The sequence below is a fragment of the Proteus sp. fly-1089 genome (genome assembly GCF_040138965.1).
GTDB lineage: Bacteria > Pseudomonadota > Gammaproteobacteria > Enterobacterales > Enterobacteriaceae > Proteus > Proteus vulgaris_B.
In genome coordinates this window covers 116,928-141,034 of record NZ_JBEETS010000003.1, presented here as the reverse complement: position 1 = coordinate 141,034, position 24,107 = coordinate 116,928, and the positions used below count along the sequence as shown (strand labels likewise).

General features: G+C 35.3%; 23 protein-coding genes. 15 read left to right on the top strand and 8 right to left on the bottom strand.

The features are described from left to right. Window positions 1-17 precede the first annotated feature (17 nt). A complete protein-coding gene (locus tag ABN080_RS09855) occupies window positions 18-854 on the bottom strand; it encodes a helix-turn-helix transcriptional regulator (protein ID WP_164526531.1) in 837 nt (278 codons plus the stop codon). Window positions 855-2,026: 1,172 nt separating this feature from the next. Here ABN080_RS09855 and ABN080_RS09850 point away from each other — a divergent pair. Both ABN080_RS09850 and ABN080_RS09845 read left to right on the top strand, forming a co-directional pair. Further along, on the top strand, window positions 2,027-2,542 hold the full coding sequence (locus ABN080_RS09850; protein WP_231619269.1) for a bactofilin family protein: 516 nt from the start codon (window positions 2,027-2,029) through the stop codon (window positions 2,540-2,542). A gap of 77 nt (window positions 2,543-2,619) precedes the next feature. Further along, the gene (locus ABN080_RS09845; RefSeq protein WP_349440922.1) at window positions 2,620-3,177 is read left to right on the top strand and encodes a GNAT family N-acetyltransferase; all 558 of its coding nucleotides are present in this window, start codon (window positions 2,620-2,622) and stop codon (window positions 3,175-3,177) included. On the opposite strand, the gene ABN080_RS09840 is transcribed toward ABN080_RS09845, so the two are convergent. Continuing rightward, the gene (locus ABN080_RS09840; protein ID WP_115350641.1) at window positions 3,155-3,505 is read right to left on the bottom strand and encodes a nitrous oxide-stimulated promoter family protein; all 351 of its coding nucleotides are present in this window, start codon (window positions 3,503-3,505) and stop codon (window positions 3,155-3,157) included. The two genes, ABN080_RS09845 and ABN080_RS09840, sit on opposite strands and share 23 nt — an antisense overlap. Window positions 3,506-3,685: 180 nt before the next feature. Between ABN080_RS09840 and ABN080_RS09835 the strand changes: the two genes are divergently transcribed. Then, window positions 3,686-3,931, top strand: coding sequence for a DinI-like family protein (locus ABN080_RS09835; RefSeq protein WP_349440921.1), 246 nt, complete (start codon window positions 3,686-3,688; stop codon window positions 3,929-3,931). 119 nt (window positions 3,932-4,050) lie between these two features. Here ABN080_RS09835 and ABN080_RS09830 read toward each other — a convergent pair whose 3' ends face one another. Beyond that, window positions 4,051-4,290, bottom strand: a complete 240-nt coding sequence (locus ABN080_RS09830; RefSeq protein ID WP_072069209.1) for a YecH family metal-binding protein — start codon at window positions 4,288-4,290, stop codon at window positions 4,051-4,053. Window positions 4,291-4,400: 110 nt separating this feature from the next. Then, complete coding sequence (locus ABN080_RS09825) at window positions 4,401-4,616, bottom strand: DUF465 domain-containing protein (RefSeq protein WP_115350639.1); 216 nt, start codon at window positions 4,614-4,616, stop codon at window positions 4,401-4,403. Window positions 4,617-4,868: 252 nt separating this feature from the next. Between ABN080_RS09825 and eco the strand changes: the two genes are divergently transcribed. Next, on the top strand, window positions 4,869-5,360 hold the full coding sequence (eco, locus tag ABN080_RS09820) for a serine protease inhibitor ecotin (protein WP_082151793.1): 492 nt from the start codon (window positions 4,869-4,871) through the stop codon (window positions 5,358-5,360). An 87-nt stretch (window positions 5,361-5,447) separates the two neighbouring features. Here eco and ABN080_RS09815 read toward each other — a convergent pair whose 3' ends face one another. After that, a complete protein-coding gene (locus ABN080_RS09815; protein WP_023581562.1) occupies window positions 5,448-5,885 on the bottom strand; it encodes a universal stress protein in 438 nt (145 codons plus the stop codon). A 535-nt stretch (window positions 5,886-6,420) separates the two neighbouring features. On the opposite strand from ABN080_RS09815, the gene ABN080_RS09810 reads away from it, so the two are divergent. Beyond that, window positions 6,421-7,335 (top strand): cation diffusion facilitator family transporter, encoded by a 915-nt coding sequence (locus ABN080_RS09810; RefSeq protein WP_196554911.1) that lies wholly within the window; start codon window positions 6,421-6,423, stop codon window positions 7,333-7,335. A 76-nt stretch (window positions 7,336-7,411) separates the two neighbouring features. Here the strand turns inward: ABN080_RS09810 and ghrB are convergent, their stop codons facing one another. Continuing rightward, window positions 7,412-8,371 carry a glyoxylate/hydroxypyruvate reductase GhrB gene (gene ghrB / locus ABN080_RS09805; RefSeq protein WP_196554910.1) on the bottom strand — a complete coding sequence of 320 codons (960 nt, stop codon included), beginning with the start codon at window positions 8,369-8,371 and terminating at the stop codon, window positions 7,412-7,414. Window positions 8,372-8,933: 562 nt separating this feature from the next. Between ghrB and galE the strand changes: the two genes are divergently transcribed. From galE to ABN080_RS09755, 10 genes are all read left to right on the top strand, one after another. Then, the gene (galE, locus tag ABN080_RS09800) at window positions 8,934-9,950 is read left to right on the top strand and encodes a UDP-glucose 4-epimerase GalE (protein WP_072069206.1); all 1,017 of its coding nucleotides are present in this window, start codon (window positions 8,934-8,936) and stop codon (window positions 9,948-9,950) included. Between the two features lie 45 nt (window positions 9,951-9,995). Continuing rightward, entirely contained in the window at window positions 9,996-11,051 is a 1,056-nt protein-coding gene (locus ABN080_RS09795) for a UDP-glucose--hexose-1-phosphate uridylyltransferase (RefSeq protein ID WP_349440920.1), read from the top strand. Between the two features lie 130 nt (window positions 11,052-11,181). After that, window positions 11,182-12,342: a galactokinase gene (gene galK, locus ABN080_RS09790; RefSeq protein ID WP_349440919.1), complete on the top strand. Its 1,161-nt coding sequence runs from the start codon at window positions 11,182-11,184 to the stop codon at window positions 12,340-12,342. Next, window positions 12,342-13,412 carry a galactose-1-epimerase gene (gene galM, locus ABN080_RS09785; protein WP_196554906.1) on the top strand — a complete coding sequence of 357 codons (1,071 nt, stop codon included), beginning with the start codon at window positions 12,342-12,344 and terminating at the stop codon, window positions 13,410-13,412. The genes galK and galM overlap by 1 nt, the downstream gene beginning before the upstream one ends. A gap of 181 nt (window positions 13,413-13,593) precedes the next feature. Continuing rightward, entirely contained in the window at window positions 13,594-14,604 is a 1,011-nt protein-coding gene (locus ABN080_RS09780; protein ID WP_072069342.1) for a substrate-binding domain-containing protein, read from the top strand. Window positions 14,605-14,930: 326 nt separating this feature from the next. Beyond that, window positions 14,931-16,565 carry a sodium/sugar symporter gene (locus ABN080_RS09775; protein ID WP_115350634.1) on the top strand — a complete coding sequence of 545 codons (1,635 nt, stop codon included), beginning with the start codon at window positions 14,931-14,933 and terminating at the stop codon, window positions 16,563-16,565. 257 nt (window positions 16,566-16,822) lie between these two features. Beyond that, window positions 16,823-18,859 carry an IreA family TonB-dependent siderophore receptor gene (locus ABN080_RS09770; RefSeq protein ID WP_196554905.1) on the top strand — a complete coding sequence of 679 codons (2,037 nt, stop codon included), beginning with the start codon at window positions 16,823-16,825 and terminating at the stop codon, window positions 18,857-18,859. A 114-nt stretch (window positions 18,860-18,973) separates the two neighbouring features. After that, a complete protein-coding gene (locus tag ABN080_RS09765; RefSeq protein ID WP_231619271.1) occupies window positions 18,974-19,831 on the top strand; it encodes an alpha/beta hydrolase in 858 nt (285 codons plus the stop codon). Window positions 19,832-20,230: 399 nt separating this feature from the next. Continuing rightward, window positions 20,231-21,400 carry an MFS transporter gene (locus tag ABN080_RS09760; RefSeq protein WP_349440918.1) on the top strand — a complete coding sequence of 390 codons (1,170 nt, stop codon included), beginning with the start codon at window positions 20,231-20,233 and terminating at the stop codon, window positions 21,398-21,400. A gap of 202 nt (window positions 21,401-21,602) precedes the next feature. Next, entirely contained in the window at window positions 21,603-22,190 is a 588-nt protein-coding gene (locus ABN080_RS09755; RefSeq protein ID WP_349440917.1) for a DUF1287 domain-containing protein, read from the top strand. A 480-nt stretch (window positions 22,191-22,670) separates the two neighbouring features. Here ABN080_RS09755 and ABN080_RS09750 read toward each other — a convergent pair whose 3' ends face one another. Together ABN080_RS09750 and ABN080_RS09745 are read right to left on the bottom strand one after the other, a co-directional pair. Continuing rightward, a complete protein-coding gene (locus ABN080_RS09750; protein ID WP_196554902.1) occupies window positions 22,671-23,054 on the bottom strand; it encodes a YkgJ family cysteine cluster protein in 384 nt (127 codons plus the stop codon). Window positions 23,055-23,462: 408 nt separating this feature from the next. Then, window positions 23,463-23,807, bottom strand: coding sequence for a DMT family protein (locus ABN080_RS09745; RefSeq protein WP_072069197.1), 345 nt, complete (start codon window positions 23,805-23,807; stop codon window positions 23,463-23,465). Window positions 23,808-24,107: the final 300 nt, after the last annotated feature.

Genomic DNA, 24,107 nt, shown 5'->3' with positions numbered 1-24,107 from the left:
ATAATCGACCAGATTTTTTATAATTTTAATCTAAGGTTTCTCGCTTTGCTCGGTGTCATATTGAAACGACGATGGTAGCTTTGTGTAAAGTAAGATTGACTTGAAAAACCTGATTCCATTGAGATATCAACGATACTCATCTCTGTGGTAAGTAGTAACTGATGTGCATAAATGATCCTTCTTTCGCAGATCCATGTTCTTGGTGAAGTTCCATAAACATGGTTAAAAAGCTCTTTAAATGTTGTTAACCCCATACCAAATTCACGAGCAAATTGTTTGAGCTTCCAATTTTTTAAGTGATTTTTTTCCATAAATAGTTTTAAACGATCGATTTGGCGATGACTGAGTTGGCGCAATAATGCCATTAAGTCTGAGCCTTGTTCTGTTGAAAGCAGAAGGATTAAAAGTTCTTCAATTCGTAACTGTGTAAATGTCTCAGGGCAAGAGTGAATAGTTATATACTCAAAACCATTGCTACAAAATTGTATAAGAGGCGAATTTTGAAAACAGATAAATGCGCTCGAAAAATCCTGATCTCTTTCTATTCGACTTAGAATATCATTGTATTTTGATATGAAATCTCTTAAAAAATCATCAGAGAGAGGTATGTAAATAATCTCTGTTGGCTCTGTAGCGGGTGTTTTTATTGTGTAATTACCTTGCTGTAAAAAAATAACCTGATCTTGATTAACCGTTACTGTATCTGTGCAGTTTTGTAAAATAAGTGCATTTTTTCGTATGATAAAGAGTGCTTTTTGCTCATTTTCTAGTATTTGGTATTGTGGATAAAAATAAGATTTCTTTTGAATTAAGCAATCATATTGGTTTTTATTATCACATGGTATGGTATTCATTTTTCGCCCAAAAAATCATTATATAAGTATCATTGTATTTTTATAAAAATAAAATAATAGTATTTATAAAAACACTTCTTTATTATTAAAACGCTATTAAAAGTAAAAAGAAGAATGTTTTCTTTAATTTGATGTGGTTTTTTTTTAGATATTAGACATTGCATTTCTATTGCTGATTTAAGATAAGTAAGTTTGTCAATTTTAAGATGTTATTAATGAATTGCAAAAGAAAATTAAAAAAAGGAAAGATTTTATCAGTAGTAATAAAGGATACTAAGTATATTTGTGTAATAAATATTTTACACTTTGTTTTTTTATTATTAAATTTAATTGTATAACAATCAGTTGGGTTTATTGTTTCCACTTTACAGTGTAAAGAACAGTAAATACATTTAAAATGTAACTATACTCTTTATTTTTTAATTGTGATTTATTTGATATCAGTTTGTTGATGTTATTTTGGTTTATTGAGAAATTTGTGTGTAAGAAAATTTAATACTAAAATTTAACTAATTTAATTTCACTCAATTTAAATAACCTAGGGTGATTATAACTTGTGTTTTTATAGGTTTCTATAAAATGAAAAATTTGTTTGTTCTTTATGAAGAAGAAGCAGTTTTTTCTCTCATTATTTTTTATTTATGCGACTGTAGTCTCAGAATTTTAGGAGAAATAAATAATGTAGAGCCGTTAAGTTTAAAAATTTTTAAATAAAATTCCCAAATAAAAAGATAAGTATGTACATGTAATGTTAATTTGCATTAAAAAATATTTATCTAAAAAACTGAGGTTTTTACAAGTTGATTACATTAAGGTTGGGTTATTTAAATAAATAGCTTTATAGTTTTATTCTATTTAATGCAATTTATTTTAAGGAGCAAATCAATAAAGTAAAAGGTAATAATAGTCTTATTACTGGCATTATGCTTGGCATAAATTTATTAAAATAGTGAATGCATAAGTGTATTTATTGTCAGGGAGGTAGGGTATAGCTAATTATGGAGAATAAGCGGACACTGCGAAATATTATATTTAGTGGGATATGGATAATTTGGACTCTTGCATTAATTGCCTTTTGGCGTTCTCAAATGGCAGGAGAGTTTTTAATTATCTTAATCCTAATTTTTAGCATTATTATTTATTCCATGACTTTGAGGTTAAAAAAAACCGCTATGTTTAGTCGTAAAACTGAAACACCAAAAGTAGCAGATCCTGTTACGCCAGTCATAACAGAAGAGAAAAAACCGATGCCAGAGCAGAAACTGTACACTATTATTGCGAAAGGAACGGTATTTCAAGGTGACATTAATGTCGATGGCGATATCCAAATTTGGGGTAAAGTATCGGGAAATATTAATGTCAAAGATGGTGTTATTCGTGTTATGCATGCAGGACAAGTTGAAGGTGAATTAACGGCTCCTGATATTATTATTGATGGTTTTGTTAAAGGCATTTGCGCTGCAAACAACTTAGATATTTTAGAGCATGGGGAGTTACGTGGCACGAGTCGTTGTGGAAGTATGTCTATTAAGCGTGGTGGTATTTTTACAGGGCAATCAGAGCAAGTGGAACATCAAGCTAAATCAGTTGCTCAACAACGAGTGGTTTCAATCAAAGAAAGTGCTAATGTAAATAAAGATAAAGTAACGGCACCTGTAGAAAACCAACTAAAAGAAAATAAAAAATAAGTTTTTTTCTTTTCATTATTTTTTGCTTGTCCTATTTTATCGATATTACCTTAGTTTTGTATAAATAGAGAATAACGATGAATTTAGAGACTCCTAGACTACACTTACGAGAATGGCGTGAAAGCGATAAAGCGCCATTTTTTTGTGAAATTAACTCCTCATCTGAAGTAATGCGCTACTTTCCACGCATTTTATCTCAACTAGAAAGTGATAAAATGGTTGAGACTATCCGTGAAAAATTTATTCAACAAAAGGGATGGGGAATGTGGGCGGTTGAATTAAAAGAAAACCAAGAATTTATTGGCTTTGTTGGGTTAAATATTCCAGTAGCCTCTTTACCTTTTAGTCCCTGTGTAGAAATTGGCTGGCGCATAGGACAAAAGCATTGGCGTAAGGGCTATACTTATGAGGCCGCATTAGCTGTATTTAGATTTGCTTTTGAAACGTTGGAACTCGATGAAGTTGTCGCTTTTACCGCAGTTTCAAACCTTCCATCTCAAGGTGTGATGCAAAAATTAGGTATGCATCAATCTGATAACTTCTTTCATCCCGCATTAGATAAAACCCACCCTTTAGCGGAACATGTTTTATATCGATTGAAGAAATCTGACTTCATTTTTCAGTTGAACGAATAGTACGCTTTTTTTCAGGAAGCGGAGGTACCGGTTTTTTATCATCAATAAGATGACGTATTGCCAAAATTGGATGATAAATCAGCATCCGTGGACCAGCCCAACGCATGATTTGTTTCATGGTTTCTCTTTTTATAGGTTGGTAACAATGGATGGGACACTGTTTACAGGCGGGTTTATCTTCACCATAGCGACATTTATCTAATCGGTTGTAGGCGTAATCTATTAATTTTTGATAATAATCTGAGTCGGTCTCAGGGTGTGATTTTGCATAAAGAGAAACCATTTTTTGAATAGTTTCTTTTTCACGAGAAATTCTTTTTCCTGACATATCCTTCTCTCTTAGTAATATGTTGCATTTGTTATGCATCTTATCATTAAGCCTATAGAGACGCTAAAAAATTATTTAATGAACAACGATGAAAAAAATTTAGTAAAAAGTCTTTTCTTTTTTTCTAGAATATAATACTGTATTTATATACAGTTTATTTGCCTTTAAATGGTGAAACCAATGCGTGTGGAAATTTTATTTAATAAACAATCTAAGATAGCCGACTCATTATTTCCGCTTTTAGAACACGAATTAAGAAAAAAGATCATTCCAGAATACCCAGATATGCAGTTTCGTATCGCCTTCAGTAGCATGAACTCAATTCAAGTTACAGGCATAAAAGATGAAACTAAACACGAACACATTATGGAACTTATTCAAAGTGTTTGGGAAGATGATTCTTGGTTACAAACAGATGAAGATTAAAGTTCAATAAATAAAGTCCTTACGATTGCCAGAAATAATGGTCTTTTATTTTTTAAAGTTAAAAGCACATTAATTAGAAAAGGAAATCACTGGCAATCGAATTTTAAACAGTATATTTATCAATGACGACAAATTTTATTTTCACTTGTCGTAAAGCCACCTTCAGCAGGAATAAATTTCCCTTTCTTTTCTAAGAAATCAACTAATTCAGTTGCTGTCATATTTTCAGCTGAACAAGTATGAAATCGAGAGTCATTGCCAAATTTCTGATGAATAGCATCAATAAGTGACGCTTTGGTAAAAGCAATGTCTGAAGAAAGGATCATTTGTAAAACTTCATGACCGTGAATTGATGACATGTTGAACCCCTAAAAAACAAAAGATACATTAATTATGCATCTTTATGGGGTGATATCTTTGTTTTTAATCATAAAAAGCGATGACATTAATCATCGCTTTAAAAAGATCATTATTTTTCACTTCGTTGAAGTATTTTTTGCATTTCATCTTTGAGATGAAGTTTTTCTTTTTTTAGTTTGACCACTTCATCATTATAGCCTGCTCCATTAGGGCCTTCTAATTTTGCAATTTCTTGATTGAGTCGATGATGTTTATCGTAGAGAGCCTGAAAGCGAGGATCACTGTTTCTTAGTTGAGAAACAAGGGCTTGTTGATTTGAGAACATATAACCTCCTATGAAAAGAAATTGGGTCTCTATTTCAGTATAATCATAGATTGGATATCTGCATGGTGATGTATCACAAATTTACATTTCATAAAAAAACATGATTTTTCTTTTTAAAACATTCAGAATTATCCTCTCATAGTGATATTTACTAAGATGTTAGCATTCAAGCACTAAAAATATTAGTATTCAGATAATGAGTAATAAAAATATCTGACTAATTTTATTAACAGCGAAGTGTTCGCTGTAAAAATGGAGAAAGTGATGAACAAAGTAATATTATCTTTAGTTGCAGCAATGTCTTTATCTGCATGTGCTCAAGCTACCGACAGTTTAGATAAAGTTGCGCCTTATCCTAAAGCTCAAGAAAATCAAGTTCGTCATGTTATCGAGTTAGAACAAAAAGATAATGAAGGTAATTACCAAGTTGAGTTAATCGTTGGTAAAGAGCTAAAAGTAGATTGTAATCATCAGTGGTTTGGTGCTGAACTAGATGAAAAGAATTTAGAAGGTTGGGGTTATAGCTATTATGTTGTTGGTGATTTAAATGGCCCAATGTCTACTATGATGGGTTGTGCGGATAATACGAAAAAAGATGCTTTTGTTCAGGCCAATATGGGCTCTGATGCCTTCATCCGTTATAACAGCAAATTACCTATTGTTATTTATGCACCAAAAGACGTTGATGTGAAATACCGTGTTTGGTCTGCTGCTGATACTGTCCAAGATTCAGTTAAAAAATAACAGATAACCTTATTTAGGACGACCTTAGTTTACTAAAAAGCCCTTTGTTGTTGAAACAAAGGGCTTTGTTATTATTGAAGTTAAAGATTAACGGATAACTAAAACTGACATTTTTGCATGACGTACAATAGATGATGCTGTTGAACCTAATAAATAGGATGAAACATTAGGTCGATGTGAAGCAATTGCAATTAAATCAGCATCAATGTGGCGAGCATATTCTAAAATTTCATCTTTTGCATTACCAACACCCACATTACATATAATTTGTTCATCAGGAATTTTAGCGTCTTTGATCATTTCTTGTAATGCGACAAAAGCAAGACGAGTACGCTCTGATGAATCTTTGAATTTTTCAGGAATAGCCGCAAATTCAATACCAAAAAAAAGTTCGGCGTTAGGAATAACGGTGAGGAAGTGGATCTCAGGTTTACCCACCTTTGCAATTTGTTCAATGTGAGCGATCAGTTCCTGAGAAAGTTCATCTTCTAAAATATCAATAGGAACTAGGATTTTCTTATACATTACAAACCTCACTTAGCGTTAGTTTAAAATATTTACTATTATTACATAATAGTGAAAAATAGCTGTGATCTGTGTTTTAAATAAGAGTGAGAACGATTATTTACTGCTTTACATTATAAATCATAGAAAAGTAAATAATGGCTGAAATAATCTTAAAAATATAATTAAAATAAGTTATACACCTTAACTTATTGACAGAAAAGCAATTAATAATATCGTATTAAAAATAAAAATTCTTTACTTTGGACTCAAAGAGAAAATGCATAAAAGAATGATTATCAATTATATTATTGTTCTGTATCTATAAGATTTTATTAGTAAAAATAAGAGACATAAAGAATTAAATATGGCATATTAATAGGTAATGACATCTCAATATGATGTCTGGACAGCAATCTTAGTCCCTAAACTGGATTGTTATTCAGAGTCGTCCTTTATCCTCACCAATGAGTTATGGAACCTGAAATAACCTATGGAACTCTATTTGGCTATTATAAATAGAGTAGGCTATTTAAAACCAAATAAGATTATTATTATGACACATAATCACATTGATGATATTGAGTTGGATCGGACTAGTAATACGCAGTCTGAAAAGTTTAAAGCAGCTAAAAAAAGCACGCTAGTGAGCGTTTTTGTTAATATTTTCTTATCCATTTGGCAAATTACCGTAGGCTTTTTCTCACACTCTCAAGGCTTAATTGCGGATGGTATTCACTCACTTTCTGATCTTATTGCTGATTTTGTTGTTTTAATTGCTAATAAAGGCAGTCAGAAACAACCTGATGCAGATCACCCTTATGGTCATCTGCGTTATGAAAACGCAGCTTCACTTATCCTTGGAACTATTTTATTAATTGTCGGTTTAGGTATGGTGGTTTCTGCAATTCATAAAGTTTTAGATCCTTCAACTATTCCTGAAGTTCATCGCGTTGCATTGTATGTTGCTTTATTGGCATTAGCAGCTAAAGAAGGGCTCTTTCGTTACATGCTTGGTGTCGCTAAAAGAGTGGATTCTAATATGCTAGTTGCAAATGCATGGCATGCGCGCTCAGATGCCGCCTCTTCACTAGTTGTTGCTATTGGTATTCTTGGTAGTCTTGCTGGATTTAAGTTCTTCGATCCTCTTGCAGCATTAATTGTAGGTTTATTTGTTGGCCGTATGGGATGGCGTTTTACTTATCAAGCCTTGCAAGATTTAATGGACAGAGGGGCAGACGAAGAAACCTTGGAAGAAATTAAACAGAAGCTGATTACAACTCCAGGTGTGCAAGGTGTGCATGATTTAAAAACCCGCCGTTCAGGTGATTATTTATTGGTAGATGTACATCTTGAAATAAAAGGGGAGCTCACTGTTAGTGAAAGCCATGAGATTGTCGTCAGTGCTCGCAATAATGTTTTACAAAATAAGCAGATATTAAGTGTGATGGCACACGTAGATCCTGCCTAAATTAAAAATAGAATAAAAAGGTAATGGTTGATTTCCATTACCTTTTTTTGTTCCTCAAAAAGATCTATTTACTACTTTAGAAATTAACGCAATTTTCTTTTACGTTATCACTCAATGCCGCAATCAGATTATCTACCGCGCATTCAGCCATTGCGTAGCGAGTTTCTTTTGTCGCAGATCCAATATGTGGGACGGCAACTACATTTTTCATGCTCAATAAAGGTGATGACGGCGACAGTGGCTCTGTTTCAAAAACATCAAGTCCAGCACCTGCAATATCTTTTTGTTCTAGCGCATTAATTAATGCTTTTTCATCAACGACAGCCCCTCTACCTGCATTAATTAAATAAGCGTCGGGCTTCATCATTGAAAACTGATTTTTGCTTATTAAATGATGTGTTTCTGGTGTTAATGGTAAGGTGATACACACAAAATCAGATTGCTGTAGTAGCGTATCTAAATCACAATACTTAGCATCAAAACGGTCATTTACATCAGTATATTCTGTCCGTGAGTGATAAAGAATATTCATATTAAAACCAAAATAGGCGCGTTGTGCTAATGCTTTGCCAATTCGGCCCATACCAAGAATACCCATGGTTTTATGATGAACATCAGTACCGTACCAATCAGGTGTGATACCTTTAACCCATAAGCCTTGTTTAATATTATCTGCAAGTTCTGGGATACGTCTTGATACAGCAAGCACTAATGCCATCATAGTGTCAGCAACGGTGTCTGTTAATACAGTCGGCGTGTGCATTAGCTTTATATTACGCTTAGTGAGTGCATTAACATCGACATTATCATAGCCAACCGAAACTGTTGAAACAGCTTTTAAATGAGGAGCGTGGTCTATAAAGTTTTTATCAATATTGCCTCCAGCGCCTAGTAATCCAGAAGCATTGGCAAGTGCTGAACAAAAATCATTCGAGTCTAAAGAGAGCGTGTCAAATTGTTTGATATCAGCAAAACTAGACAATTTTTTGTACAGTGTTTCGGGAAGGCTTTGGTAGAGCAAGACAGTCGGTTTCATTATGTTCTCCATTTAATACTCGTCATACTTCAAACCACAGCTACGTTTATTCGCACTAGTCACATACTAATGTATGCTCCTAGCGACTCATTTACTTGTCGCCTAGCTGTGATTTGAATTATTTAGAGTATTTATACAATAAAGTACTTATAAAAAATTGTATCTATTCAATTAAAGCACCTTATGAACTGTAAGTATTTATTAAGGGGATCCTTACTCCGCTTAAACATATTAGCAATGAACTTAATAAGGTATGATAAAACGTGTTGAATGTCAGTTTTATCATGTAATTAACTGATTAATTAGGATGTAATCGTTTACTTTGAGTGGGTGTTTTTTTAGTGGCAAAGAGATGGGGCGTATTACATGTTTTATTAACTTACTGTAATACAATTCTAAATTAAGGTTTTTATAAAATATTAGTGAGCACGAAAAGAGTGTAAACGTTTACACTAAATGTCGGTTTGATCACGAAATTATTTTGTTGATCTTGCTAAACTCTGTGTCAGTGAACAGAAACCGACTTGCTCTTTTCCGTTGAATTGAATCAAAAGAGGTGAATGTGGAAATATTAGTGACAGGTGGTATGGGATATATTGGTAGTCATACTTGCGTTCAAATGATCGAAGCTGGTATGACCCCAATTATTTTAGATAACCTTAGTAATGCGAATGAAGAAGTGCTTAACCGCGTTGAAGCATTAACTGGTAAACGCCCATTGTTCTACAACGGTGATATTCGTAATGATCAATTATTAGCATCAATTTTTGCTAAACATACAATTCAATCTGTTATTCATTTTGCGGGATTGAAAGCAGTAGGTGAATCTGTTCAAAAGCCGATTGAATATTATGACAACAATGTTAATGGTACATTGGTGTTAGTGCGCTGTATGCGAGATGCTGGTGTTAAAAGTATTATTTTTAGCTCGTCAGCGACGGTTTATGGAGACCCTCAATCTGTACCTATTAGTGAAGACTCACCTGTTGGTGGTACAACCAATCCTTATGGCACCAGTAAATATATGGTTGAACGTATTTTATCTGATTTATATGTTGCTGATGAAAGCTGGTCGATTAGTTTACTGCGCTACTTTAATCCTGTTGGTGCCCATCCATCAGGCACGATGGGAGAAGATCCTAAAGGTATTCCAAACAATTTAACGCCATATATTTCTCAAGTCGCTATTGGTCGTCGTGAGCACGTTGCTGTGTTTGGTAATGATTACCCAACAAAAGACGGTACAGGCGTTCGTGATTACATTCATGTTATGGATCTGGCGGATGGCCATATCGCTGCGTTAAATGCATTAGGTAAAAAAGCAGGTCTACATATTTATAATTTAGGAACGGGTAACGGCACGAGCGTGATTGAAATGATTGAAGCATTTCGTAAAGCCAGTGGTAAACCGATCCCTTATCAACTACAGGCTCGCCGCCCTGGTGATATCGCTGAATGTTGGTCAAGCCCCGCAAAAGCAGAGAAAGATTTGCATTGGAAAGCCATTCGTTCAATTGATGATATGGCCGCTGATGCTTGGCGTTGGCAGTCACAAAACCCAAATGGTTATCTGAAATAAGATTTACAGTATTTAGATAATCTTGAATAAATAAGAGAGAAGGTTATGTCAAAACTGATTTTTGATCCTGTTGAACATCCTCATCGTCGCTATAATCCACTCACTGATCAGTGGATTTTGGTTTCACCTCATAGAGCGAAACGACCTTGGAATGGTAAAGATGAAAAACCTCAGATTGCGACTCTTCCCTCTTATGATCCACATTGTTATTTGTGCCCAAATAATACGCGTGTTTCTGGTGATAAAAACCCAGATTACACCGGAACATATGTCTTTAATAACGATCACTCTGCGTTATTACAAGATGAATATGATGTTGATCCTTCATTAAATCCTTTATTTCAAACTCAAGCCGTAAGAGGAATTAGTCGCGTTATCTGTTTTTCTCCCGATCATGGAAAAACAATACCTGAATTGCCTTTAAGTAGCTTACGTAAAATTGTCGATACTTGGGATAACCAGATAGAAGAGCTCAGTAAAGAGTACCTTTGGGTTCAAGTGTTCGAGAATAAAGGTGAAACAATGGGATGTTCCCAACCGCATCCTCATGGGCAAATTTGGGCGAGTGACTTCTTACCTAATGAATTAGCAAAAAAAGATACACATTTAAAAGCGTATTTTGAAAAATACGGACGTAATTTATTAATTGATTATGTTGACGCTGAATGTAAAGACACAAGTCGAACCGTTGTTGAAACTGAACATTGGCTGGCAATAGTGCCTTATTGGGCTGCTTGGCCTTATGAAACAATGTTATTACCTAAAACGCATATTCGTCGAATGAGTGAGTTAAATAGCACACAGCGCGATGATCTGGCTATTGCAATGAAAAAGTTAACCAGCCGTTATGACAATTTATTTCATTGCTCTTTCCCTTATTCAATGGGGTGGCATTTTGCGCCATCTTTTAAAGACGGTAGAAATACCGATCATTGGCAATTACATGCACTTTATTATCCGCCATTATTACGTTCAGCCACTGTACGTAAATATATGGTGGGGTATGAAATGTTAGCAGAATCGCAAAGAGACTTAACACCAGAACAAGCGGCAAATAATTTACGTCAAGTAAGCGACATTCATTATAAAGAGCAACGTTAATGACCTTCAATATGGCAAGGTATTTTAATTAATCAGCTTTTTTGTACCAAATAAATTAAACCAGACATCTCATTATTTACATAATGATGTGGTGGGATTTTATTACTTAATTTTAAGCTAAGGATTTATTATGCAGGCACTTATTAATAATGTGACTCGTTCGTTTACATCTATTTTTGGTTATGCGCCTACACATTTTATTCAAGCGCCAGGAAGAGTAAATCTTATTGGTGAACACACTGATTATAATGATGGTTTTGTTTTACCTTGTGCTATTAATTATCAAATGGTCGTCGCAGCGGCAAAACGAGAAGATAATACTATTCGAGTGATTGCAGTGGATTACCAAAATGAGGTTGATGAATTTAGCTTTGATAACACCATTGAGTTTTTACCTAATAAAATGTGGGCTAATTACGTTCGTGGTGTTATTCATTTTCTACAAAAAGATAACTATTCTTTTCATGGTATGGATATCGCAATATCAGGAAATGTCCCTCAAGGTGCAGGGCTAAGTTCTTCTGCTGCATTAGAAGTGGCTATTGGCCAAACGCTTAAAACACTTTATCAATTACCTATTAGCCAAAAAGAGATTGCGTTAAACGGTCAAAAAGCTGAAAACCAATTTGTTGGTTGTAACTGTGGCATTATGGATCAATTGATTTCTGCTTGTGGTGAAGAAAATCATGCCTTATTAATTGATTGTCGCTCTTTAGATACATTTTCGGTGACAATGCCTGAAAACATGGTTGTGATGATAATTAACTCCAATAAAAAACGCGGATTAGTTGATAGCGAATACAATACCCGTCGTCAGCAATGTGAAGAAGCTGCAAGAATTTTAAATGTCACGGCATTAAGAGATGCGACATTAGCGGATCTGCAAGCTAAAAAAACATTAATGAGTGAGGTGGTTTATCGTCGTGCTCGTCATGTGATCACCGAAAATAATCGCACACTGAAGGCGGCAGAGGCTCTGCGTCATGGTGATTTAATCACATTAAGCCAACTTATGATGCAATCACATCATTCAATGCGTGATGATTTTGAAATTACCGTCAAAGAAGTTGACACCTTAGTTGAAATAGTGAAGTCAGTCTTAGGTGATCGTGGTGGAGTAAGAATGACAGGTGGTGGATTTGGTGGTTGTGTCGTAGCATTAGTGACACCTGATTTAGTTGATCAAGTCGTTGACTCTGTTAAAGCGCAATATGAGGCCTTAACAGGGTTGAAAGAAACTATTTATGTCTGCTCTGCAAGCCAAGGGGCGGGCTATTCGGAGGCAAAATAATGGCGACGAATGAAATCCGATTTCTAGAGCCAGAACAAATGACTGCACAACCCGCATCGGACGGAAATCCCGCACAAGTGGTCGTGCTTAAAAATCGTTTTGGTATGTCGATTTCTTTAATGGATATTGGAGCGACCTGGTTAACTTGTATTGTACCTGTTAATGGATACCGTCGAGATGTACTGTTAGGCTCTGCAAATATGAATACCCACAAACAGCAAACAGCTTATTTGGGGGCAACAGTAGGGCGTTTTGCCAATCGTATTGCTGGTGCAAAATTTGTATTAGAAGGTCAAGAATATCAAATCAGTGCTAATGAAGGTAAAAACACTTTACATGGCGGTAAACAAAACTTTAGTCATCGTCGTTGGGGGATCACGGCACAATCATCTCAATCGGTGACCTTTTCATTGATCTCAAATGAGGGTGACCAAGGCTTTCCCGGTACACTCAAGGCTAGTGTGACTTATACACTCACCGATAATAATGAAGTCTGTATCGATTATCAGGCAATAAGTGATAAAACTACGCCTCTCAGTTTAACTAACCATGCCTATTTTAATCTTGCAGGTGAGCACACTGAACGCACAGCACTTGAGCACGATTTAAAAATTTGCGCTTCTCATTATTTGAAAAATGGTGAAGGCAATATTCCTACCGGAGAGTTTGTGAACGTCGTAGGAACAGGGTTTGATTTTCGTAAGTTAAAGCGCATCGGTCTTGATTTTATGGTTGATGAGTGCCAAAAAGCAGCGAGTGGTTATGATCATGCATTTATTTTAGATAAACAGGCTATCGACGACAAAGCACCTATTGCAACGGTCATTGCACCTGAAGGTGAACTCAAAATGGATGTTTTTACTACTTTGCCTTCTGTTCAATTCTATACAGGTAACTTTTTAGCTGGTACAAAAGGAAAAAGTCGCCATTATGGTAATTATTCAGGGTTAGCTTTAGAGACACAATACTTTCCTGATGGGCCTAATCATCCTGAATGGCATGAAAATCAAGGTATTTTACCTGCCAATACGCCATGGAATAGCCAAACTATCTATAAGTTTTACTCTTAACAATAAAAGGAAAGTGTAAACGCTTTCCTTTTCACTATTTATTTGATCTTTTTACTTTTTAAATTTCACTTCTTCGCTGATAATCAAGCCACTTAAATTTTATTATTTCCTTTTTTCTTTATTCTTAGATTAACAACCTGTTATTTTTTGATTATGAATAAAGGTGATCCATGAGGTGGATATGGCGACTATCAAAGATGTAGCAAAAGAAGCGGGAGTTTCTGTTGCTACGGTGTCAAGAGTCATTAATAACTCGCCGAAAGCAAGTAAGACATCAATAGAAACAGTTAATGCAGCAATGCAAAAACTAGGTTATCGACCTAATGCAGCGGCTAGAGCACTGGTCAGTCAAAGTACACAAACTTTAGGTGTCTTAGTCCATGATGTTTCTGATCCCTTTTTTGGCACATTAGTGAAAGCTGTTGATAATGTGGCAAGACAAGCGGGAAAGCATATTTTGGTGTGTAATGGCTATCATGATGCACAAGATGAACGTCAATCTATAGAGTTGTTAATTAATAGTCGTTGTGATGGTTTAGTGATCCACTCAAAAGCACTCTCTGATGAAGAATTACTCGCTTATGCTCATGAAGTCAAAAGTATGGTACTGATCAACCGCTTTATTCCTGAGATTGCGGAACGCTGTGTCGCTTTAGATAATTACAAAGGGGCATGGATGGCAACAGAACATCTTATTCGTCAAGGGCACACCAAGATTGCTTATATCTCTTCCACGCATAATATCGAGGACACCACTCAACGCCTTGCGGGTTATAAAGCTGCCCTTGACGCCAATAACATCATATTACCCGAAAGTTATATTGAATATGGTGAGCCTGAAGGTGAAGGTGGTGAAAAGGCAATGATGCATTTGTTAACGAAATCAATCGATTTTACAGCCGTAGTGACTTACAACGATTTTATGGCTGCTGGTGCTTTGTCTGTTCTCGATGAAAATGAGATCCCTGTACCTGAAAAAATCTCTGTTATTGGTTTTGATGATGTATTAATTGCTCGTTATATTCATCCTCGTTTAACAACCGTGCGTTATCCAGTACAAATGATGGCCGAACAGGCGGCTATGCTGGCGATTAGACTGTCTAAAGGTGAAATCCTTGAACAAAAACAACGTATTTTTTCGCCTACTTTAGTGCAGCGTAATTCTGTCTTTAATCTTAGTCATCTCTCTTAACCACACCACTTATTTTTATAATATTATCGATCCTCTTAATGGGGATCATCATCACCTTAAAGGCCATTCTTACCTAACCTGTGTAATCGTTATCATTTTGATATTTTTTTAAATTTATTTTAGGGCGGTTTCTTCTTTGGTTAATTTTAAAAAGAGGATTTTTGGCGTGAATTTGACTTTACTCCTCAGGGTAATCGTTTGTTTTTTATTTTTAGATGCATTTACGTAACATAAGCGACAAAATTGTGAAGGGAGTAACGGAAAAAGATTGTGAAAACGTTTACATTAAAAGTCTATTCTCTCTATGGGTCTGAAAGGAAAATATTATGCATACAGAAGGTGTTGGATTAAGCACAATAGACTATGCAATTTTTGCCCTCTATGTCGTCATTATTATTAGTCTAGGATTATGGGTTTCTCGTTCAAAGGATGGTGAGAAAAAAGGAACAAAGGACTATTTCTTAGCAGGTAAAACCCTACCTTGGTGGGCAATTGGCTCTTCGCTTATTGCCGCTAATATTTCAGCAGAACAATTTATTGGTATGTCAGGTTCTGGTTTCTCCATTGGTCTTGCTATCGCCTCTTATGAATGGATGGCTGCATTGACACTGATTATTGTGGCGAAGTATTTTTTACCTGTATTTATCGAAAAAGGTATTTATACCATTCCTGAATTTGTTGAGAACCGATTTAAAAGCCGTAACCTAAAAACGATCCTTGCGGTATTTTGGCTCGCATTATTTATCTTTGTTAACTTAACATCTGTACTTTATTTAGGTTCATTGGCATTAGAAACCATTCTTGGTGTACCAATGATGTATGCCATTATTGGTTTAGCATTATTTGCTGTTATCTATTCACTCTATGGTGGACTCTCTGCTGTTGCGTGGACAGATGTGGTACAAGTATTCTTCCTTATCCTTGGTGGTTTATTTACTACCGTATTAGCAGTTAGCTATATCGGTGGAGATGGTGGGATTATGGAGGGTTTGAGCAAAATGACACAAGCCGCACCAGATCACTTTAAAATGATCTTAGAAAAAGATAATCCGCAGTTTATGAACTTACCGGGTATCGCTGTGCTAATTGGTGGTTTATGGGTTGCTAACCTTTATTATTGGGGTTTTAACCAATACATTATTCAGCGCGCTTTAGCTGCTAAATCTATCAATGAAGCACAAAAAGGGCTAGTGTTTGCCGCATTTTTAAAATTAATTGTTCCTGTTCTTGTGGTTGTACCAGGTATTGCAGCATTTGTGATCACGACAAATCCAGAATTAATGGCGGGATTAGGCACAATGGCGCCAGAGCATATCCCAACATTATCACAAGCAGATAAAGCCTATCCTTGGTTAACTCAATTCTTGCCAGTTGGAGCCAAAGGGATTGTTTTTGCTGCACTTGCTGCTGCTATTGTTTCGTCTTTAGCATCCATGCTTAACTCTATCGCGACTATTTTCACGATGGATATTTATAAAGAATATGTTGGGCCTAAAGCTTCTGAAACGCGTTTAGTGAATGTGGGGCGTATAAGTGCGGTTGTTGCTTTGATTATCGCTTGTTTTATCGCACCATTATTAGGTGGAATCGATCAGGCATTCCAATATATTCAAGAATATACTGGCTTAGTAAGCCCAGGAATTTTAGCGGTATTCTTATTAGGCTTATTCTGGAAAAAAACAAACGCAAAAGGCGCAATTATTGGTGTGGTCTTATCTATACCGTTTGCTTTATTCCTAAAATTAATGCCACTAGGTATGCCATTCCTTGATCAAATGATGTACACCTTTATGTTTACAACTGTTGTGATTGGTTTAGTGAGTTTAACCTCGACTAAAACTGATGACAGCGCAGGGGCGATTGTATTAACAGATAAAACCTTTAAAACACAAAGTGGATTCAATATTGCTTCCTACGCCATTATGATCATCTTGTGTGTGCTTTATGCCGTGTTCTGGTAATAACAACATTGTAATTTGTTAATTTTCTAAATCTAAGAATACTCTACAAAACAATAAAAAGCAGATGGTTATGCCATCTGCTTTTTTTACGTCTGAAATTGTTTACAAAATGGGCTAGCGAAAATGGTACTGATTTACTTTGATACAGATTAAAAAAAAACACTAAATATGAAAAGAAAATCATTCTCATGAATATTTGATTAAGATAATATTAATCATTCTCATTACTATAACTGTTATTGATTCAGGGAACTGCTATGAATTTTAAAATGGGTGTTTTAACAGCCTGTATTTTATCTGCCTCTTACCCGCTGTATGCACAAGAAAATAAAGAAGAAAAACTTGTTGTGTCAGCATCAGGGTTTGCTCAACAAATTACAGATGCACCAGCAAGCATCACCGTGATCAGCAAAGAACAACTTGCAAAGAAACCGGTTCATGATTTAGCGGATGCCGTAAAAGGTGTTGAAGGTGTTAGCATTAACGGTAATGCCAACAAACAAGAAATCACGATGCGTGGTTTACCAGGGGAATACACGCTTATTTTAGTTGATGGTCGTCGTCAAAATAGCCGTGAGTCGCGCCCGAATGGGAGTGGTGGTTATGAAGGGGGCTTTATTCCACCAGCAGATGCGATCGAGCGCATAGAAGTTATCCGCGGACCAATGTCATCACTATATGGCTCTGATGCAATGGGTGGCGTTATCAATATCATCACTAAACCAGTAACAAAAGAGTGGCATGGTTCTGTTGCACTTGGTGGCACGTTGCAACATAACCGTGATGCTGGTGATTCTATTAATGGTGATTTTTATCTTTCAGGGCCTTTAATTGAAGATAAATTAGGCTTACAACTTTACGGTAGTAGCTACTTACGTGCAGAAGATAAAATCACTTATGGCCAAGGTCGTAATGACAATAAAAACATTACGGCGAAATTGGCATTCACACCAACTGATAATCAAACTATTTTATTAGAAGCGGGGCGCAATACGTTACAGCGTACAACGACTCCAGGTAAATCCATGAGTGAGTTTACTATCCGCGGTGGCAAAGCGGATGAAAATAAAATGTTAGAAACCAATAATGACCGTAATCACTGGGCATTAACTTATAAAAATCAGTTTGATATTCTGCATTCAGAATTAAGTGTGTATCAAGAACAAACTAAGCGTATTACCAAAACAGAAATGATTGATAAAACGACGAAGGAGCGTGAAAAATATTACGAAGATCGTCGTCCTGAAATCACTAATACCGTTTTTGATGCGAAATTTACTGCGTTTTTACCTGATAACGTGATGACCTTTGGTGGTCAATATCAATACTCACGCTTAAAAGATGAATCATCTACTGGCTCTGGCATTAAGCAATCCACTATTACTGCGGATCAAAAAGCGTTATTCCTTGAAGATGAATATAGCGTAACAGACAATCTCGCATTGACCGGCGGTGTGCGTCTTGATGATCACGAATATTACGGTAATCACTGGAGCCCAAGAGCCTATGCCGTTTATCATTTAACGGATGAATTCACCTTAAAAGGAGGCGTGGCGAAAGCTTTTAAAGCCCCAAGCCTACGTGAAATTAGCCCTGAATATGGCACTTCAACAGAAAAAGGCCGTGCGATTATGTACGGTAATCGTGACCTAAAGCCTGAAACGTCGGTTAGCCAAGAGATTGGTGTAGGTTATGATAATGGGGATGGTTTTACCGCAAGTTTGACTTTCTTTAATACTGATTTTAAAGATAAGTTAACAAACTACGACACGGGTGAAATAGATCCAATTACAGGTTTAAAACTGTATCAATACGATAATGTCGGTAAAGCAAATATTAAAGGGATTGAAACCGCAGTGGGATTCCCTATTGCAGAAAGTTGGCATGTGAATGCAAACTACACCTATATTGATTCAGAACGTAAAAGTGATGATGAAAAACTAGGCTCTGGTGAATCACTAAAAGGCTACCCATTAGATTTAACACCTAAACACAGTGCTAATGCGCGTGTTGACTGGCAGTTTGATGAAGCTACCAGTTTTTATGCCAATACGGCTTATACAGGTAAACAAATTTGGGCAGCTCAACGTAATGGTTACACAGGCGCGCGTTATCGTAGTGGCTACACAACCTTTGATTTAGGGATGACCTACAACTTTAATAAAAATACCATGTTTAACTTAGCGGTATTAAATATTACAGATGAAACAGGTCCTGCTGTGAATGATAAAGGTGGTAACTGGGTGGTTGATGAAGGACGTCGCTATTGGGCAAACATTAAATATAGTTTCTAATTGAGCCTAAATTGAAATAAACCCCGTATTTATATGGGGTTTATTTTTTATCACTTTTTATTATTTTCAGTTTAACTGTTCACCTTTTTATATTACTGACAGAGTATCTGATTTATGCGAATACTAATGTTATGTGGAATGATTATGTTATCTGCGGTTGCTCAAGCAAGACCTAACCAAGAAGTGCCTAAAATTGAAGCTCAAGCACAATCTTATTATCAAATCACACAAAAAGAAGTCGCTTATGAAGGCAAACAATATCGCCTCTTTCTTGCAGTACCTAAAAATACAACAAAGACCACATTAATTTATGGTGTTGATGGTAATGCGCAATTCCCACTGATGGTCAATGAAGCCATAAAACAAAAAAATAGCCCATTACCTGCGATTATTAGTGTGGGCTATGTGGGAGATAAAGCCTATTTTATTACAGAAAGAACGCATGATTATACGCCAAGTGTAAAAGGTGAGGCATTTAGTCGTGGGGGAAATGCAGAAAATTTTTATCATTTTATCCTAACGCAAGTCAGGCCTTATGCGTTTGAACAACTCACAAAAGAGAATATTTCAGTTACCCAACAATCTCTTTTTGGCCACTCTTTTGGTGGTGTCTTTTCATTGTATGTTTTATTTAATCATCCAGAAACATTTCAACGCTATATAGTAGCAAGCCCTTCTTTATGGTGGGGAAACGGTGAGTGGGTAAAAAAAGAACAATGGCAGGCTATTCCTAATGATATTTCTATTGCAATAACACTAGGTGAAAAAGAAGAAAATCCAGATTTAAGTAAATTAAGTGAAGAGCAACAAAAAAATTATCAAGAGCGCAGTAGTTGGTTAACGCAACGCCAGTTATGCCAATATTTATTGGATGAAGGAAAACAGTGTGAATTTTATCTATTTGAAGGTAAAGGCCATGGTGGTTCAATTCCTGATGCCATAAATATTGCTTTAGAAAAAAGCATGAAATAAACACCATACCTTCTTTAATTTTAGCTATTCTATTCGTTAACAATAGGATAGCTAAAAGTATTCCTTATTCTTTATTTTATTGAATACGTACTTATCCGTAGCAAACTTAATAAAAAAGATTTATCTCTTTATAAAAAGAAATATCTTAATCAAGCTATTTCTTTTTTACAGGAAAAGACGATAATCGTGATTGATATAAATAAAATTGTTTTCAGGCATTAGATTTTATAATTTTATTTATGGCAATTTAAGCGCTATATTCGCGTCTCCTGAATTTAGGGACGCCATCCACTGTTTTCACCTTAGTTTCTTTTATCTTTCCTAGATAAAAGAATTGCCTCTATCAGGCATCGAGAAAACAGCACATTATTAACCGTTTTGATTGTGGAGACGAGGGTAGTGAAACAGAACACTACTTTGGTACGCCAAGGCGACAGTACATTAGTACCTGTAGCTGGGTTAACGGTATTTGCTATCGCGTCAGGCTATTTAATGAGTTTAATTCCACTGTCTATGGACAGTTTTGGAATGGATACACTCTATGCTAGCTGGTTAGCAAGTATTTATTTTATCGGATTATTAATAGGTTCAGTGATGATAGAACCTATTATTGCAAGAATAGGGCATCGTCTTTCTTTCGTTGTATTTTTATTATTACTGGCAGTGACTGTCGGTGTGTTGCCTTTAATGCCTTATTTATCAGCATGGATGGTTTTCCGTTTTATTGGTGGTATGGCGGTTGCAGGTATATTTGTTGTGGTCGAGTCATGGCTATTAATTGGCGATAATCCTAAAGATCGGGCTAAACGCTTAGGTTTTTATATGACCTCGTTATATGGTGGCACAACATTAGGGCAGTTGGCGATTGGTGCAATTGGCACACAAGGTGCCATTCCGTTTATGACGGTATTAGCTTTGTTATTAATTGCTCTATTACCGCCTCTGTTTTTTAAACAAGGGCAACCCCAAGGGCATGTACATAAAAGTTTATCACTTAAACAAATGCGTCGTTTAAATAAAGCCGCTTTAGTGGGCTGTATGGTCTCTGGTGTGGTGATGGGCAGCATTTATGGCATGATGCCATTAGCATTAAACCAAGGGCAATTTACAACAGACCAAATAGGTGTGTTGATGGCAGCAATTATTTTAGGTGGAATGGTAGTTCAGCCTATTATTAGTAAGTTGTCTGTGGTGATAAGCAAAACGTTGTTATTAGCGATGATGTGTTTAGTGGGTGTGTTTGCCATGGGACTGACTTATCTTTCTAACGATTATATAGTGCTTATAATAGCACTGGCGTTATTGGGAATGTCTTCTTTTGCACTTTATCCTATTGCTATTACTTTGGCGTGTGATCATGTTAATGCAAGCTATATTGTCGCAATTACACAAGTAATGTTATTAAGTTATAGCATTGGTTCTGCCATTGGACCTTTAGGTGCAGGAATGTTTATGGCACAAGCTGCTAATAATGGCATTATGAACTTCTTCTTTGTAGTGTTATTAGTAACGGCGATTTATATGCTTTTTGCCAGCTTACGACGCAAAAGCCATATTGTGTTGAACTAACAATTTCTCTTACTTTGATCTATTTCTCTTTCATTTTATTATCAGCCGAGCTTACTGTAAAAAGTAGCTCGGTTTTTTATGTTATATTTAAAAATGAATTAAGATCCCACTTATATTTTTATACTGTGCTTTATCAGTATAAACAGAACACTCAATTTCATCTTTAAAGATAATGGATTTAACTTTTCATGGAGATTATATAATGAAAATAACGATACTCAGCTTTTTTCTTTTATTGATTATTCCTTTTTCAAGTGCCAAAGCAATAACGGCAGAGCAAAATAAAAAGCTGGTGGAATATGCTGCTGATTTACCAAGAGCCGTAATTTATGACTCTGGTTATCGTAAAATAGATTATCCAAATGGTGATGTTCCTGTTTATAAAGGGGTTTGTAGCGACGTTATTATTCGTAGTTATCGTGGAATTGATATCGATCTACAAAAATTACTGCATGAAGACATTAAGGCAAATTTTTCAGCTTACCCGAGCAAACGGATGTGGGGCTTGAATAAGCCAGATACAAATATAGATCATCGTAGAGTGCCTAATTTGGAAGTTTTTTTCTCACGAAAAGGCAAAGTAAAGCCTATTACTAAAAATGCAGAGGATTATGTACCTGGTGATATTGTTAGTTGGCGTTTAGACAATGGTCGGCCTCATATTGGTATTGTGGTAAATAAAAAAAGTTGGGACAATCAACGTTATCTTGTCATGCATAATATTGGTTTTGGACAAGTTGCCGAAGATGTTTTATTTTCATGGAAAATAACGGGGCATTTTGCTTACTAGGTAAAGACAGGTATTAGGGAAAATAGAAAGCTGTAGTTTTTTAGAAAAAATAAAATAGAAGTAATAACTGCAAAATAAATCTAAAAACTAAACGATAAGTAAAATAATGCCCATACTGATTTTATGTAAAGTATGGGCATTATTTCTGGGAAAGAATATTTTCATCAGAAATATTCATAATTATTCCTCTAAGCCACCGAGTAACATACTAACGACAGCAGTAGAACAGATAAAAGAAAGGAAAAGGATAAAAAAAGAGCTACTGATCATAATGCCCTCCAAATTTATTACTATTTTTAAATAAAAAACCTCACAAAAGACACGTTATTAATTCATTACTTTATATACTAGGGTATTTAAAAATAAAGTCAAACTAACTTATTATTTAATAATGATTTTTTGTGCTCTAATTTTATTTTTTATAAAAAAACGTATCGGATAGTGTTAAATGATCAGGAGGGGCTTAACCCCTCTGATGTCTTACGCAGAGTGAGGCAACGTGGTGTGTGTTAATGGTGGTAGACCATAAGCGGCTCTAGCACGATCACATGCTTCATTAGGAATACCATTTACCCAAGATTGCTGGAACTCACGACAAGGAGAAGGGCGTTGTTCGTAAATAGAACAACTGACACACTCACCCACGTCACCAATAAGTTTGTCACAGCGCGGTTTTTTAGAATTCGTTCCTTTCATGCAAGAGAGAAAAGGCGTTAATGGTTCTGTTAATTCATCGGGAACCACACCTCCTCCACTCACCATTTCAGCCCAATAGAACGAAACTCTAAAATAGGCACAACAAGCGCCACAATGCATACAGGGATTATCCTGCATATAAATAAAATCGTTAGAATGTTTGCTCATACCAGATACCATTTTATCTGACGTTAAAATGACAAAAAGCACGTTTTAAAGGTGCCGTCGTTTAAGAGAAGCAAAAATAAAGGTAGAGAAACGATGCTTCTCTTAGAGCAATCATTATGCGCCGAATGAAAAATATTTTTCAAGAGAAATATTTCTATATCTAGAATATTTTTATTACAAAACAGACTATTATTTTGGAAAAATTACATGAGTAGACTATATAACTTAATGATAAGTGATTATGTTATTTAACCCTCCGTAAAAACCACACTATAAATAGTATTAAAAGCAATCAAAAATTGAGATTTTGAATAAAAAAAACCTTATCAATCTTGATAAGGCGATAATAAAACAAGTGTCGATAACATGTTGAAAAAATGAGCTAATGATATCTATTAATTGATTTTTCTAAAAAGGGCCTTTAAAAATAAATAAAGCGCCAGCCCCAATTAAAAGAAAACCAATAAAGTGATTTAATGTGAAATTTTCACCCAAATAAGTGACAGAAAAAATGGCGAAAATAGTTAAAGTGATCACTTCTTGTATGGTTTTTAATTCTGCTGCACTGTAGTAATTATGACCAATGCGATTTGCGGGAACAGCAAAACAATACTCAACAAATGCAATCAACCAGCTTAAAAGAATGACGATGATAAGAGGTTTATTACCATATTTTAGATGACCATACCAAGCAAATGTCATAAAAACATTGGAAATAATGAGAAGAATAATGGGAGTAAATTTGTAGAACATATTGGTGACACCACCGGTCAATTTTAGGCAAAAAATTGCCAATAAGAATTGGTATGAGATTACTGCAAAAAAAGTGAGTTTTCTATTGCTATGCTAAGAAAAAAACAGTGAAAATTGAAATAAAAAGACTTTTCTCGTCATAAGAAAATTTGTAATTTTATCAATTAAAGACAGAATTAAAGTAATAAATGACTATTTTTAAAATTATTGGTTGAGTTTCAATCTATTTATATTGTGTTAAATAATATTTATTTGATAAATAATAAATAAAACACGTTTAAGTCAAAAAGAAATTAATAA